At 36.8% G+C, this 14,900-nt stretch carries 13 protein-coding genes; 7 read left to right on the top strand and 6 right to left on the bottom strand.

Going from position 1 to position 14,900, the window contains the following annotated elements:
• Window positions 1-41: 41 nt before the first annotated feature.
• From HX062_RS09055 to HX062_RS09040, 4 genes are all read right to left on the bottom strand, one after another.
• Window positions 42-1,181, bottom strand: a complete 1,140-nt coding sequence (locus HX062_RS09055; protein ID WP_286467169.1) for a metallophosphoesterase — start codon at window positions 1,179-1,181, stop codon at window positions 42-44.
• Between the two features lie 116 nt (window positions 1,182-1,297).
• The gene (locus HX062_RS09050) at window positions 1,298-4,267 is read right to left on the bottom strand and encodes a sensor histidine kinase (protein WP_286467167.1); all 2,970 of its coding nucleotides are present in this window, start codon (window positions 4,265-4,267) and stop codon (window positions 1,298-1,300) included.
• The gene (locus HX062_RS09045; protein WP_182628229.1) at window positions 4,264-4,989 is read right to left on the bottom strand and encodes a LytR/AlgR family response regulator transcription factor; all 726 of its coding nucleotides are present in this window, start codon (window positions 4,987-4,989) and stop codon (window positions 4,264-4,266) included. The genes HX062_RS09050 and HX062_RS09045 overlap by 4 nt, the downstream gene beginning before the upstream one ends.
• Window positions 4,990-5,096: 107 nt before the next feature.
• Entirely contained in the window at window positions 5,097-6,707 is a 1,611-nt protein-coding gene (locus HX062_RS09040; protein ID WP_286467165.1) for an ABC transporter substrate-binding protein, read from the bottom strand.
• An 89-nt stretch (window positions 6,708-6,796) separates the two neighbouring features.
• Here HX062_RS09040 and mtaB point away from each other — a divergent pair, with 89 nt between their 5' ends.
• On the top strand, window positions 6,797-8,116 hold the full coding sequence (mtaB, locus tag HX062_RS09035) for a tRNA (N(6)-L-threonylcarbamoyladenosine(37)-C(2))-methylthiotransferase MtaB (protein WP_286467164.1): 1,320 nt from the start codon (window positions 6,797-6,799) through the stop codon (window positions 8,114-8,116).
• 109 nt (window positions 8,117-8,225) lie between these two features.
• Here the strand turns inward: mtaB and HX062_RS09030 are convergent, their stop codons facing one another.
• Window positions 8,226-8,507 carry a GNAT family N-acetyltransferase gene (locus tag HX062_RS09030; RefSeq protein ID WP_002990470.1) on the bottom strand — a complete coding sequence of 94 codons (282 nt, stop codon included), beginning with the start codon at window positions 8,505-8,507 and terminating at the stop codon, window positions 8,226-8,228.
• Window positions 8,508-8,721: 214 nt separating this feature from the next.
• Here HX062_RS09030 and HX062_RS09025 point away from each other — a divergent pair, with 214 nt between their 5' ends.
• From HX062_RS09025 to HX062_RS09015, 3 genes are read left to right on the top strand one after another with little or no spacing between them, the layout of a single operon-like run.
• Entirely contained in the window at window positions 8,722-9,378 is a 657-nt protein-coding gene (locus HX062_RS09025) for an alpha/beta hydrolase (protein ID WP_286467163.1), read from the top strand.
• A 2-nt stretch (window positions 9,379-9,380) separates the two neighbouring features.
• Complete coding sequence (locus tag HX062_RS09020) at window positions 9,381-10,277, top strand: lytic transglycosylase domain-containing protein (protein ID WP_182628225.1); 897 nt, start codon at window positions 9,381-9,383, stop codon at window positions 10,275-10,277.
• A 53-nt stretch (window positions 10,278-10,330) separates the two neighbouring features.
• Complete coding sequence (locus HX062_RS09015) at window positions 10,331-10,534, top strand: hypothetical protein (protein ID WP_286467162.1); 204 nt, start codon at window positions 10,331-10,333, stop codon at window positions 10,532-10,534.
• Here HX062_RS09015 and HX062_RS09010 read toward each other — a convergent pair.
• A complete protein-coding gene (locus HX062_RS09010) occupies window positions 10,529-11,314 on the bottom strand; it encodes an alpha/beta fold hydrolase (RefSeq protein ID WP_286467161.1) in 786 nt (261 codons plus the stop codon). The two genes, HX062_RS09015 and HX062_RS09010, sit on opposite strands and share 6 nt — an antisense overlap.
• Window positions 11,315-11,475: 161 nt before the next feature.
• Between HX062_RS09010 and HX062_RS09005 the strand changes: the two genes are divergently transcribed.
• The 3 genes from HX062_RS09005 to HX062_RS08995 all read left to right on the top strand — a co-directional run bounded on the left by HX062_RS09005 (window position 11,476) and on the right by HX062_RS08995 (window position 14,183).
• Window positions 11,476-12,036, top strand: coding sequence for a hypothetical protein (locus HX062_RS09005; RefSeq protein ID WP_286467160.1), 561 nt, complete (start codon window positions 11,476-11,478; stop codon window positions 12,034-12,036).
• Window positions 12,037-12,304: 268 nt separating this feature from the next.
• A complete protein-coding gene (locus tag HX062_RS09000) occupies window positions 12,305-12,982 on the top strand; it encodes a hypothetical protein (RefSeq protein ID WP_286467159.1) in 678 nt (225 codons plus the stop codon).
• A 700-nt stretch (window positions 12,983-13,682) separates the two neighbouring features.
• A complete protein-coding gene (locus HX062_RS08995; RefSeq protein WP_286467158.1) occupies window positions 13,683-14,183 on the top strand; it encodes a hypothetical protein in 501 nt (166 codons plus the stop codon).
• Window positions 14,184-14,900 lie beyond the last annotated feature (717 nt).

Here is a 14,900-nt window from a genome sequence, read left to right as displayed (position 1 = left end):
AAAAATAACCTTTTATTCTCCATTAAAAAAGGGCGTCTATTTTAAGCTTCCTCTTTCTTATCATTGCAGTTGGCATTTATTGTGGCTACCACATATTCAGATTGAGTACCAATGCGGTATCTTCCACCCCAAATCCCAAGGCCTGAACTAACGTAAAACTGGGTTGTTCCCTTCTTTACATAGCCGTGAGATTGTTCAAACAAATAGTCTGTAATCCACGAAAAAGGCCAAACTTGCCCGCGATGGGTGTGTCCTGAAAACTGAAAATCAAGGTGTTGTTCTGCCGCTTGTGCTAAGTCATAGGGTTGGTGATCCAAGACAATCTGTATTACATTGGGTTGGGGTTGAACCAGATCGCACAGCGCTTTGCGGTGAGGATTGGATTTATCATCTCTTCCGATAAGCTGTAGAGGACCTATATTCACCACCTCATCGCGCAAAACAGTAATATTGGCTTTGCGCAAAAAAGCAAGACTCATTTCGACATTCGCCAAATACTCGTGATTACCCAAACAGGCGTAAACGCCGTGTTTACTTTTAATTTCCCGCAATAACTCATCCAACTTATAATACGTCAAAGGCAACAGACTATTGTCAATGATATCCCCTGCAAATAACACAACGTCAGCATCTTGTTCGTTAATAAAGGCAACCCAGCGCTTCAATTCACGTCTGCTAATTGCATGACCTAAGTGTAAATCACTTAATACAACCATTTTAATAGGCTCAGCCAACGGTTTAACGGTCTCTAAATGCAAAGTAACAACTTTCTTACGGTAGTAATTGACATTGCCAATACCTGCTATAAGTGCTGTACCTAGCACAATAATCCACGCTTGTAATTGAGGTAAAACGAGCAGTCCCCCACTAAAAGTCACGAAATGATTGCCCCAAATAGCTATGACAAGTTCTGAAACTAGGGCAAGAAGAAACGAATAGATGATCAACATTAGCCAGCCCGTTCCCACTTTATATAAAATAGCGGCCTCTGGTACGCTAATGCGTTTTCTCAACGCAAAAAACAAAATTGGCGAGACAATCAGAAAAGCCACCGCCACACCATAGATGACCTGAATACTCCAAATCTTATGCTCCACTAATGGATAAACGCGAAATCCTAAATACAAATTAGCTAAAAAATACGCCACAAAAATGGCTACAAAAAACAATCTTCCCTTCATGAGTTTTAAAATAAAATCTATAGCGCGCTACTGAATAACAGCAGCTTACTAGCCATTTTAGCAATAATACGATCCTTTCTTGCTTTCTCGAGTTTTATTAACAAATAATTGACGAGTTAATTCTTTACCTGAATCGCATCCTTCAAAACTAAGCGAACGCGGGTCCCCGTCTCAGTAGATTGAATAGTCAAGTGCTCATCTAAATACGCCTGAATCATTTTCATGCGTTCTTTCACCAAATACAACCCTTTTGATTCGTGAGTTGCTCGTTGTTGTAAGTCTTGTTGATTTCCGATTCCATTGTCGATTACCTCTAGGATAACATCCGCTTGCTTTTGGTAAATATTAATGTGCAATTTTGGGTGTTCAATACTTTCAGGAAAAGCGTGTACCAAGCTATTTTCTACAAAAGGCTGTAACAACAGGGGTGGAATCGTAATCTGATGCAAATTCAAATGCTTCTCTACAGTGATTTCCAACTGCACACGCTCGTCTAAACGCATATTTTCCAATTCAAAATACCCCTCAATATAGTCGATCTCATCCTTAACACTCACTTGTTCAACCATAGAGAGATTGAGTGTTTTGCGTATTAAAGACGCAAATCGCTCCAGATAGTACAGGGCTTCCTCTTCTTTATGTGCAATAATAAAGTACTGAAACGAACTCAATACATTAAAAATAAAATGGGTATTCAACTGACTGCGCACGGAGAGTACTTTTAATTCTGCTACTTTCTTTTCAAAACGCAACTGTTTATCCTTTATCTCCTGCTGTCGTTTGAGTCGCCTGAAGATCAGCATCACAATCCCTATCACCACCAATCCCACCACGCTAAAAAACCACCAGCTGTAGTAAAAGGGAGGTTTTATCGTAACATCTAGCAACAATTCGATTTGTTCGCTTCCATTATTATAGTCGTAAATTCTAATTTCAATCGGGTATTTTCCCGCATTCAAATAGTGTAAGGTCAAGGAAGGTTGCTCTAAATTAATCCATTGTTCCGTAGGTTTTACTCGATATTGAAACTTTAATTTATCGGGATATTTTGCTCCTAGTAAAACAAAATCAACAAAAATAGAATTTTGATAATTGGGCAAAACCAGTTTTTTTTCGGTTAAGAGTTGTCCTTGCTTAAGTTCCAAAAGGGTTTCATTAACTTTTACTGAAGAAATAACCAAATTATACTGTATCGGTTGGGAATTAAAGTGACGCCGATCTAAGGTGTATAATCCTTTCTTTGTACCTAAAACTAAGTTCGGTCCTATAATACCACTGCTTTTTATTGCGTAATTATCCAGACCTTGTTCTTTATTAAACAGAAATGTTCCTTTGTTATCTAATACGGTGACCCCCACATTTGTTCCAATATACAACTGATGATCAACGTACTCCAAGAACGTAATTCCGTGTCCTAGGATAGACTCTTGTTCGATTTTAAATTTTACTTTAGGTTGTGAATCACTGAGGTCCAAGCAATATACATCGCCAAAATCTGTAGCCACATACAATTGCGCACCATCACCTTTTTTTAGGTGTTTTAATCTATTTTCTACAAATACTCCCTCTTGATAGAGTGAGCGAAACTGGTTGTTTTCATAGACATACAAACCATCCAAAGCGCCTGCTAGGTACAGCTTTCCCTCTACCTCTTTCATATCAACGATATCGCGTGGAACAAAAGCTCCATCCGATCGATCGAAGTATTGGTAGTCGAAAGTGGTTAAATCATCATACACTCTAACTCCTCCATAGGGATCAGTTTCAACGAGTTGATTGTGGAAAAAATCAAATTGATAGGTGTGAATGCCAGCATATTGCTTTAGCTGTCCATCTAAGGTTAGTTGGAAAAAACCAATATTAGTGCTTACCCATAGGGCATCTGCATGGACAACGGCTTTGTAAAACTTAATCTGATTGGCGAGAATGCGGTGTTCTATTTCGAAAAAGTTATTTTCACGAGTAGTCACACCAATAAACGGTTTATTATTCGCCAATTGAAACGACTTAAAAGCCTCTTTTCCTTTAGTTTGAACGATTTTATTTTGATGGACAACACACCAGCCTTTCGCTCCAAAAACATGAATATACTCCCCGTGTACCACTAGGGCATCAATAAGACCGAATCGCGGATCAAAACGCAAAGGCGAACCTAAATCCACTTGATATAATCCATGTTCTTTAGTCCCTACGTATAAAAAATTTCGTTTACTGTCATAGGCTAAGCTGTATAGATCCGTATTTTCTATGCCGTACGTTTGATTGAGTTTTTCTATGTGATGTCCATCCCACGCATAAATACCACCGCCCTCATTGAGAATATCCGCACTAACCCAAAAAACTTTATTCCCTATTGCTTGAAAAAAACGAGTCCCTTTTACATTGTTATTTAGTGAAGTGCCATGAGATCCCTGAGATTGTATTTCAAGAGCGAACTTCAATCCCAGCAATAACTCTTGCCGTTTGGGATCAAAAAAGGAAGCGACAACTTCTTTTTTATCTCCGATGGAATGCAATTGTCCGGCTTCAACTTTAAACACCCCGTGATTGATAGTGGTTGCATAAATAGCGTGATCCTTTTGGTAAAAACTCGATACGGCACTCGGGGTAGCAAGTGAATGCTGCTTAGAAAAGGTCTCTATTTTAAGTGTAGGAATATCGATAATGGAAATTCCCTCCGAAGTACCGATATACAACTTTGTGTCAAACACAGCTAAACAATTGATGCGATCTTCGTCTAATCCCGTTGCGGCGTTGAACAATTGTGTTTTTGTTTTGCCTCTATACAAAATCCCTTGTCCATAACTTCCCGCCCAAATTCCTTGATCTCCATCTTCAACGATTGAGGTTATATTGGTAAACCGATGTTTGAGCGCTTCATCATCTACTACTATACGCCCCTGTTTTTTCACGCTCAAGCCCGCTCGTGATCCAATCCAGAGCATCCCTTTACTGTCCATGAGCAAAACACGAACATCATTGGCAATCAGCCCATCTGCTGTTGTATAACGTGTTGTGACCGTGGTCTGCCCATAAAGTAAGGGAAGCGATAACCCAAATAGCAGGAGCATCATCCACCGTATCATAACTCAAAGGCTCTAAATTCTTTCATTTTAGCAGCAGAAACAACAATATCGTGCTTGACTTCACAATCGTTGATGACAATTTCGTGTTTGAAAACAATGCGATTACTCCCCGTTTCAATGTGTTTAATGTGTTTCATATTGACGACATAAGATCGCCCTACCCGATAAAAATGAGGGTGTTGTAACTTGGCTGAAACTGCTCCTAATGTTTTAGAAACTAGGTATTTTTGATCTTTTAAATATACTTCACAATAGTTGTCATCTGCTTTACAGTAGATAATATCATCCACGGAAACAACATCGCGCTTTTGGTTGCTCTTGATGAGTTTGATAAACAATTGCTCTCCCTCTTTCTCTAGGTATTTGTCATATGCCAATTGCAAATTATCCACGGCAATAGGCTTCAATAAATAGTATAAACAAGGGTGTTGATTCAATACCTCTAATGCGTATTGACTATACGCAGTTGTAATAACAACTTCAAAGGAAAGTGGTTTTTCGAAATAGTCAAACAAAGCTAATCCGTTTTCTTTGGGCATCTGAATGTCCAAGAAAACGAGATCGGGTGTATATTGTTCAATCATTTTTACTGCTTCTGCGACCGATTTTGCCGTGTAAAAAACCAATTTATGTTGGAGCTGTATGCTGTTTTGTAATCGGTGTTTCAATACTTCGGCAACCTTCGTCTCGTCATCAACAATTAGAACGACTAACTCATTCATAATCTAAATTCGTTTGTAAGGTTGTATGTTGGTGTGTAGATTAGCTAATCGCTTTTCTATTGTTTCAAATATAACATATCACTAACGAATTTTATACAAAAATCAACTTATTTTATTTCCTCTTTCTTTACCTTCTTCAGAAATAAATTATTCATGGGATTAATGCCCAATTGATGAATATTTCGGCGACTGAATCTCACGGCTTGGTCATAAAACAAAACCAAGGCAGGAACCTCTTCTGCGATCAAGCGATCCATTTGTTCATATAGCGCAATGCGTTGATCAAGTGCCGTAAGCTCAAAGGCGCGTTCGTACATCGCGTCATAGGTTGGGTTGTCAAAAAAGGTATAATTAGGTCCGTTAGGTGCTTTGTTTTTGCTGTAAAATAGAGAAAGATAATTTTCAGCATCGGGATAATCGGCAATCCAACTCCCTCTAAAAAACGCAATTTTACCTGAAGCCATCCCTTGTCTCAAGGTAGCTGGTGGCATGACATCGACTTCTACGGTAAGACCAATTTTTTGCCATTCTCTTTGCAAATACTCGGCTATATCCAAATATCCTGCATTAGTAGACAACGGAATAACGACTTTGGACAGCTTGTGTTCTTCTTTGTACGCTTGTACCAACTGTCTCGCTTGTTCTACGTCGTACAATACATCCGATACGGTATTCCCTGGTAAACCACGGGGTATAAATCCGCCGACTTGAGCGCTTCCCATTCCACTGCGCAAATGTTGTAACATTTTAACGCGATCAAACCCCTTATTCAATGCCTGACGAATGCGCTTATCACTCGTAGGGCTATTTTTATCTGCCATATTGAATCCCAAATATTCCGTGTTGAGGTAAGGTCCCGTTTCCATCTGCACCTCCTCTTGATATTTGGGTTGTAACTTCCCTTCAAGGGTAATCAGATCATCTTTATACGAAGGGTCTAAGCCCGAGATAAAATCCAAATTGCCCTGAATAAACTGTAAAAAAGCACTTTGTTTATCAGGTAAAAAAGTAATGGCTACCGACTCGAGATAAGGTAGTTGAACCCCTTGCTCATCTCTTTCAAAATAATTGGGATTTCGCCTTAAGACCAATTTGACATTTTCCTCCCAAAATTTAAAATAAAACGGTCCTGTTCCAATGGGATGTGTTCTAAAATCATGTTGAGGGTCTTCCACGACTTCTCGAGGAACCACGGAAGCATATCGCATGGATAACAATCCGAGAATTGCGGGAAAGGATTCTTTTAACTGCAAGCGAAATACAGTGTCATTCACGGCTTGATAGCGCTTAACTTTTTGCATAATCCATCCACCGGGAGATGCTGTTTTCACATCGGTCAATCGGTCTAAACTATACACAAAATCAGCAGCAGTTACCGCGCGTGTTTGCGCCTCACCAAAAGCAGGGTGTGGATGAAAGTACACCCCTTTGCGCAAAATAAAATCATAGGTCAATCCATCGGAAGAAGCAGTCCACGATTGAGCAATGTCTCCTACCACGTTTAATTGATCGTCGAGTTGTACCAACCCATTAAACAACTGATTACAGGGCCATATCACAGCCATACTGCGTGCGAAAGCTGGATCAAGTGTTTGAATATTAGAATCTTCATTGTAGCGAAAGACTGTTCCCTCTACTTTTTCTTGTGTTTTATTTCGACAAGAAGCAACAGTGAAGCAGATACAAAGAATTGATATATAATAAATTATTGATTTCATCAAACCGAATTTTGTACGTAAATTTGCACGCTTTGTGACAACAAAGAGTAAATATACTTCAAAGTTACTACTCATAGTAAAGAATGATTATGGAAAATAGAAAAAAAGTAGCTTTTTACACCTTAGGCTGTAAGCTAAACTTTTCTGAAACCTCAACAATAGCAAGAAGTTTCGTAGATGAAGGTTTTGATCGTGTTGAATTTGAAGATGTGGCAGACATTTATGTAATCAATACGTGTTCTGTAACCGAAAATGCAGATAAACAATTCAAACAAATAGTTAAAAAAGCACAGAAGAAAAACGACAAGGCTTTTATTGCCGCTGTGGGGTGCTATGCACAATTAAAACCGGCTGAACTAGCCAGTGTTGATGGTGTGGATTTGGTTTTAGGGGCAACGGAAAAATTCAAGTTAACCGATTATATCAATGACCTTTCAAAAAACGAAATGGGACAAGTACACTCTTGTGAGATTTCAGAAGCAGATTTTTATGTAGGGTCCTACTCTATTGGAGATCGCACGCGAGCGTTCTTAAAAGTTCAAGATGGCTGCGATTACAAATGTACGTATTGTACTATTCCGTTGGCTCGTGGTATTTCTCGAAGTGATACAATGGAGAATGTCTTGAAAAATGCAGCTGAAATTTCGGCTCAAGACATCAAAGAAATTGTACTAACTGGAGTAAATATTGGCGATTACGGAAAAGGAGAGTTTGGCAATAAGAAACACGAACACACATTTTTAGAGCTTGTACAAGCATTAGATCAAGTAGAGGGAATTGAGCGTTTGCGCATCTCTTCGATTGAGCCTAACCTATTAAAAAATGAAACCATCGAATTTGTTTCTCAAAGTAGAACCTTCGTACCTCACTTTCACATTCCCCTACAATCGGGAAGCAACGACATTTTAAAGAAAATGAAGCGCCGATACATGCGCGAACTATACGTTGAACGCGTAGATAAAATTCGCACAGTAATGCCCGATTGCTGTATTGGAGTGGATGTAATTGTTGGTTTCCCTGGTGAAACAGACGAAAAATTTTTAGACACCTACAATTTCCTGAGCAACCTAGATATTTCTTACCTTCACGTATTCACCTATTCGGAGCGCGACAATACGGAAGCCATAGCTATGGAAGGTGTTGTACCGATGGAAGTGCGCAACAAAAGAAGCAAAATGCTTCGCGGTTTATCCGTAAAAAAACGCCGTGCCTTCTATGAGTCTCAAATTGGAAAGGAGAAAACCGTTTTGTTTGAGAGCGAAAACAAGGAAGGATACATTCACGGTTTTACCGAGAATTACGTCAAAGTAAAAACACCGTGGGATCCAGCTTTAGTCAATACGCTTCGCGAGATTAAATTAACGAAAATTGACGACGACGGTATTGTTCGATTTGATTTTCTAGATTAAATAAAAAAACCTGTTTGAATTGACGTTCAAACAGGTTTTTTGCTTTTTTTCACCCAAATTGGGGTATGTATGCTGTGTGTGTTATAAGTGGTTTTTAAATCTCACAGGATTAAATTCTTATCCCTGGAGGAAGCATTTCTTTGTAAATAGGATTTTTCCTAAAGAAAGAAACAATTTTTGGGTGGGTAGGAACTACGCGTAGTCTTTTTTCTCTAACAATATCGAGTACCCCTTTTAGAAAATCGATGGATTGCGCTTGAACACCTTCCTCGAACCCCTTTAACTTGGTAAGAAAGATTTTTCTTTCTTGTAGTGAATACTCCACGCTAAGCAAACCTTGATCGGTTTCGAGCTCAAACTGACGAAGCAATTCATTGTCTTTAATTTCCATTATACTAAAATTTTATATTTTCATGTTATGCTGATACCTCCTTTTCATAGCAACAAAAAAAGAACGGTGGCGAATGCCCCTATTCATAACAATTATATCGTAAGAAATTTTTAGATTATATATACCGCGAATGCAACTATTTTTATCGCTATATTTATCAAAGTTCGTCATTTTTTTCCAAACCGTCCCTATTTAGTATGTTAATTTATTTAAAATGAACAAAATACCAATTTATTTCTTCCCGGGCATGTCTTCCACCTCGCTCATTTTTGAACGATTAAAATGGGATACTTCTGTTTTTGATCTGCATTTTTTAGAATGGTTGCCTTGTGAAAAGAACGAAAATTTATTGGATTACACCGCGAAATACATTCCGTTGATTCAACATAATAATCCTATCTTAGTGGGCGTTTCTTTCGGTGGAATTATAGCACAGGAATTATCCAAGCGCATTGAGGTTCAAAAAACAATTATCATCTCGAGCGTTCGTTCCAATCGCGAATTTCCCGCCTGTTTTAAATGGGCAAAATACACCAAGCTCTACAAGTTAATTCCTACACATGGCGTGGAATTCTTACTAAAGCTGGTTGCTCGCTACGGAAGTGACAAACAAAAAAATCGCGTGGAACTGTATAATCGCTATTTGTCCATTCGAGATCCACACTACCTCAATTGGTGCATTCAAGCGATAGTAACGTGGAATCAGAAAGAAGCGTTGGATCAGGTCATCCACATTCACGGTACAAAAGACGAAATCTTTCCTATAAAAAACATAAAAAATGCAATTAAAGTAAAAGGGGGGACTCATGCAATGATCCTAGTGAAGTACAAATGGTTTAACGAAAATCTACAAAAAATTATACTAGAATAACTATGAAAAAAAATCTAAAAAACGCACTTTACACAACAGCAGTTGTCGGGGTGGCTTCTACGTTTATCTTTGCAACTGCACACAGCGCATCTGATCAAAATACGGAACAAAAAAGCCCAACAGAACACCACGTTTCTTTACCGCTAACTGCAAATTTTGCTGGAGAATCAGCCCCGCTAGACATTATTGATGTCAAAGAGCGCTTTGACCGCGAAATGATTATCAACGCTAACCTACATTCATCCACAACTCTCGTGATCAAAAGAGCTGAACGCTACTTTCCTATCATTGAACCAATTTTGAAAAAAAATAATATACCCGATGACTTCAAATACCTTTGTGTCATCGAAAGTACTTTGTCCAACGTAGTTTCTTCAGCAGGAGCTACAGGATTCTGGCAATTCATGAAAGGTACTGCTGGCGAATACAACCTGACCGTTGACGATACTGTAGACGAGCGTTACCACTTAGAAAAGGCGACAGAAGCCGCTTGTAAATACTTCAACGACGCTAAAAATCGCTTTGGTTCTTGGACGATGGTTGCCGCAGCATATAACAGAGGAATGGCGGGAATGACCAAAGCCATGAACTCCCAATATGTAGACAACTATTACGATTTGTTTCTAAATCAAGAAACTTCTCGTTATGTATTCCGCATCCTTGCAATGAAAGAAATTATGAGCCATCCCGAGCGCTACGGATACAATATTCCCAAAGCAGATAAATATCCTCCTATTCCCATGCGTACCATTACAGTAAGCAATGATATAGAAGATCTACCGATGTTTGCACAAGAACAAGGTTCAAACTACAAAATTTTGAAACTATATAACCCGTGGTTAGTCAATACAAACTTAAAAACCAAAGGTAAAACCTATACCATCGAGTTACCGAGATAAATTGGTTAACGGTTGAACTAAACTGGGAACTAAACTTCATTATAAATTCCAAAATGGACAAAGAAACATACATTAAAACTGCCCTAGAAACAATTAAAGCCAAGAATCTGCAAGAGCCTTTTGAATTGGCAAAAGGCAGTGTAATCACGAATTTAGATCAATACTTAAACAGCTTGCGATCTTCCTATTTACAGGCAAAAGACCCGAGAATTGAACAACTATTTTACGAAAAAATTGAGCATTTACTCAGCTTATAAATAGCGATTTAAAAAGGAGACAATCAGAGTTAAGGTTGTCTCCTTTTGCTCTTTATGGGGGATATGTCCCACTTGTTCAAAGATGTACTTTTCTGCTACCCCACTTACATGTTGGAGGGTTTGTTCCACTTGTGCCAAAGAACCATACTCGTCTAAATCACCTTGTAAAAAAAGTAAAGGAGAGGTAATACGAGACAATTCTGCCACCATCGTCCAATCGCGATACGCTGGGTCCAACCAGATATCAAACCAAGCATAGCACAGCTTTTCCACGCGTTCTCCGTGATATTTAGCCAAACGATGCCTTAATTCTGTCTCTTCATAAGCTTTTTTCGCATCTCGTACACCTTGCAAAGTCTCCTCTTCCACAAAGACATGACCAGCCTCAATAACCATAGCCGCTGTATGTTCTGGGTATAAGATACCATACCAAAGTGCAATAGAAGCCCCATCACTATGTCCAAAAACGGCAATTTTACCCAACTGCAAAACTTGGCGCAAAGCCTCTAAAAACTCCCCTTCTTGTTCCAAGTAGTTTCGCTCGCGAAAAGAAGTTTGCATAGGTTGGGATTTTCCATAGCCCACGCGATCATAAACCATAACATCACACTGCAAATGCTCGGCTAACAAACCTGGCCAATCGCGCCATAATGCTATACTTCCCAAAGAATCGTGCAACAACACTAAGGTTGTTTCCGTAGTAGGCCGATCCTGGGTATACAGCTGAACAGCTATCTCTTGTCCCTGCACTGAAACTATTTTATCCGTAATTCTATACATTTTTTTAGCTTTACCCAAAAATATAAATTTTAATGCAATATATATTTGAATAGTATATGATTAATTGCGAATGTTACAATACTACTATTCCCCACCTTTCCCTCTGTTTAGTGTAAATTGATTTATACTCCTATATTTACCTACATAACAACTGTACAACAATGAAAAAAATAACAATCGCATTACTACTAAGTATCTTCAGTATGGTGCAAACACAAGCGCAAACGACACCTAACTATCCCGAACAATTCACGACTAACCTCGCACAACACTGTGGCAAGGCCTATAAAGGAAAAATTGTTTCCACGCCTATCCCAGCCGATTTTGAAAATAAGGAACTCATCATGTATGTTTCATCCTGTACAAATCGAGAGGTAAAAATTGCTTTTTTTGTTGGGGATGACCTTTCTCGTACTTGGGTATTTACCCTCAAAGGCGATCGACTGGAACTTAAACACGACCACCGTCAACCCAACGGTCAACCGGATGAAATCACCATGTATGGAGGAACAACCACCAATACAGGAAACGATACAATACAGTATTTTCCCGCAGATCAAGAAACAGCCCAGAGCATTCCCGCGGCAGCATCTAACCTATGGTGGGTAACCATTAACGAGGAGGAATATAGCTATAATCTACAACGTGCGGGTGCTAAAACTAGCTTTAATGTGGTGTTTGATCTAACGAAACCTATTGTAACGGCTAAACGCGCGTGGTAGTTCGTTACTAGTTTATACCTAAGAATAACTCGTGTAACGGATTAATTCAGAACTTCACCTTAATGAATAAAAACGTATTATTTTTTAACATTTATCCAACATTTAGAGCACAAAACTTATTATCATTACTATAAAAAAAATATCTTATTATTTGTTTTATATATTTTTTTAGTTAAAAATTTAACAAAAGACCACAAATAGTCATTATAGAGTAATAGAAAAAGTACTTTTATTCAAATTCAAAAAGATAAAATTATGCCTAAAAAGAATGGATTACCATGCTGCTACTGACGCAGCTGGTGCATATGTATGGGGAGCAGCTGGAACAGCTTTAGGGCCTCTTGGTACAGCAGTTGGTATCGTAATTGGTGGAGTCGGATCGAGTGCTTGGAGTTGGTATTGGGATCAACCAAGTATGATTTACCTAGCAGATGATAAATTTGCACAGCATTTTGACAATCTAAATCAGCAGGTTGGATTTGCACACAATAAATTCATTGTTGAATTTATTAATGATAACTTAAATAAATTTAAGAATTCAACTGATTTTGTAGATACCTTACATGCACCTCTTGTTACTAAATTATCAACATCTTTTTCGATGTCCACAAAAGAAGTCGAAAGTATTTTTGATAAAAAAAAGCTAGTTAGTGATTTAGATAAATTCTCTAAAACATTTGATGAATTGGACACTGACATCTTTATTGACAATATTGTTTCTATTATACAAGAAAATTATGAAGACGATAAAGTTCCTACCTATTTTAAAAAGGTATTAATTGAAACTGCAGATGCAAAAGATCTTGATGTTGAGACTTATTTTGATAAAAAAATTGAAGAAGTTAAACAAAATAAAACGCTGAATGAGCTAGAGCAAGAGATTCATTTTAACGCGTTAAACACCTTCAAATACGCTCTCGCTTTATGGAATCGAAATATTAAATAAAATGAATACACACTTAATAAGACTCGCACCAAATATTTTATTGACTATAATTATATTATTTTTATTAATTAAATCAAATAAAACAGGGATTAAAAATAATAATAAATATTACATTGTTGGGTTAGTCCTTACAGTTACCTATATATTATTAGAGTTATTTTACTTTACGTAATCCCCTCTCTAGCAATAAATCTAAAAGAGCCGAAGAACCACAAATAACAAAGTTTCAATTCCCATTGAGACTCTTTTATCCTAACATAAGACTGACATATAAATTAGTAGAGATTCAATCGATGCAATCACCTCTTCCCAAGCAAATCTAGATTTAGGTAAAGCGTTTCCTGCTATCACATTTGAACAACTGCTTCATACAGTGTCAACTATTTTTAATTTAGATATTACAATTATAGATCTACCCATTTATTTTAACTATGTCTACAAAAAAGTTTAAAAAACCAACCTAGTCAATTGAAGCAAGTATGAAAAGAAAAACGTTAATGTATCTTTTCAATCATAATAAATATTTCTATATAACCAGTTTCCAGGGCTATCATTGAAATAAAAATAAAAACTTAAAGATTAAAAATTGATTAATCTTTCACATATCCTACAAGAGAAAAACACATACTTCATCTTCACATAAGAGACAAATCACTTTACTTATTGTAATTTATTATCACTTTGTAATTATTTTAAAAAAATGAACAAAAAACTACTAACTATTCTATCTTTGTGCTTATTAGGATTTGCTTGTAATCACGAAAGTTCTTTAGATCTTAAGAATGATTTTACGCTCAATAGTGAAAAAAATCATTTCAATAAAAATTACGAATCTATTAAATCAGACATGTATAAGAGTATAATAGATAATTGGGATAAGAATTTTGAAGAAGTTGAAAAATATACTTTAGAAGCTTTTAACAAAAATGAAAATTTTGTAAAAACAAAAGAAGTAAATAATACTGATACTATTAGAATTAACATTAACTATAAATTTAATTATTCTAAGCAAGTTTCTTCTCTATTGTCAGAATTATATAGTAAGATTTACAACAGTCCTTTAGATAATTTAAAAATTACTTTTCTTGACCAAAAGAAAAGTATGCTTGCTCACAAAGAGTTAACAAAGGAAGATTACGAAATTTTATATCCTATTTATGCATCATTTGAGGCAAGTATAGATTTCATATTATCCAAATGATCCTAGATTTAAAGGAATAAATCCTATCAAACCTTCCTTGGATTATCAAGGTAATGGATTATATAAAGAAGAAACTTTTAAAGAACTTCAAATTAGCTTAATAGACCTACAAGAAGCCTCCGAAACTAGTAACGTAATTATAAATTTAAACTAAGATAACTAATGAAAAAAAAAATAATAATCTTAGTAGCCACCTTATTGTTTACATTTATATTTTACTTTAAAGGCAGTATTAATGTTCTATGGACTACTAAGTTTTGCTTTTATAAAGACATTATGTTTTATGTAGCTTTACTAATAGCTTTTTTATTTGGTTTCATATTTACAAGATTCATAAGCTTTGAAAAAAAAGAACACAATAAATAATTTTCACTTTAGTTTAAAAAACAAAAACACTTCTAACCAAGTGTTTTTGTTTTTTCCTTAACACAGTAATAAAATTTAATTGAGTTAACAAAATATGAGAATATTTACAGCAATAAACGTCCAATTACTACACCAGATTTCTATACAGTAACCCCCAATTGCGCGGATTTTTAATCGTGCGGTAATACTATTTGTTTAAATCTATAGAACAATGTAAACAAAATACAAAGCAACGGATATTCATAGTACCTATTTCAAAACCCTAAAAATAGTTGGATGGATAGATGAAGGCACGGATCAAATGCGCGCCATCGGATGTGTCAACGGTTAACCTCATACTGTAAACCCTTA

The organism is Myroides sp. DF42-4-2 (assembly GCF_030326445.1).
Taxonomy (GTDB): domain Bacteria; phylum Bacteroidota; class Bacteroidia; order Flavobacteriales; family Flavobacteriaceae; genus Flavobacterium.
The sequence above is the reverse complement of the archived record's forward strand: the minus strand, read 5'-3'. Positions and strand labels throughout refer to the sequence as shown.

Coding starts and splice junctions, on each gene's coding strand:
- HX062_RS08995 (WP_286467158.1), top strand. CDS start 13,683: ATGAACAAAAAACTACTAACTATTCTATCTTTGTGCTTATTAGGATTT.
- HX062_RS09050 (WP_286467167.1), bottom strand. CDS start 4,267: ATGATACGGTGGATGATGCTCCTGCTATTTGGGTTATCGCTTCCCTTA.
- HX062_RS09025 (WP_286467163.1), top strand. CDS start 8,722: ATGAACAAAATACCAATTTATTTCTTCCCGGGCATGTCTTCCACCTCG.
- HX062_RS09005 (WP_286467160.1), top strand. CDS start 11,476: ATGAAAAAAATAACAATCGCATTACTACTAAGTATCTTCAGTATGGTG.
- HX062_RS09040 (WP_286467165.1), bottom strand. CDS start 6,707: ATGAAATCAATAATTTATTATATATCAATTCTTTGTATCTGCTTCACT.
- HX062_RS09015 (WP_286467162.1), top strand. CDS start 10,331: ATGGACAAAGAAACATACATTAAAACTGCCCTAGAAACAATTAAAGCC.
- mtaB (WP_286467164.1), top strand. CDS start 6,797: ATGGAAAATAGAAAAAAAGTAGCTTTTTACACCTTAGGCTGTAAGCTA.
- HX062_RS09010 (WP_286467161.1), bottom strand. CDS start 11,314: ATGTATAGAATTACGGATAAAATAGTTTCAGTGCAGGGACAAGAGATA.
- HX062_RS09045 (WP_182628229.1), bottom strand. CDS start 4,989: ATGAATGAGTTAGTCGTTCTAATTGTTGATGACGAGACGAAGGTTGCC.
- HX062_RS09020 (WP_182628225.1), top strand. CDS start 9,381: ATGAAAAAAAATCTAAAAAACGCACTTTACACAACAGCAGTTGTCGGG.
- HX062_RS09000 (WP_286467159.1), top strand. CDS start 12,305: ATGGATTACCATGCTGCTACTGACGCAGCTGGTGCATATGTATGGGGA.
- HX062_RS09055 (WP_286467169.1), bottom strand. CDS start 1,181: ATGAAGGGAAGATTGTTTTTTGTAGCCATTTTTGTGGCGTATTTTTTA.
- HX062_RS09030 (WP_002990470.1), bottom strand. CDS start 8,507: ATGGAAATTAAAGACAATGAATTGCTTCGTCAGTTTGAGCTCGAAACC.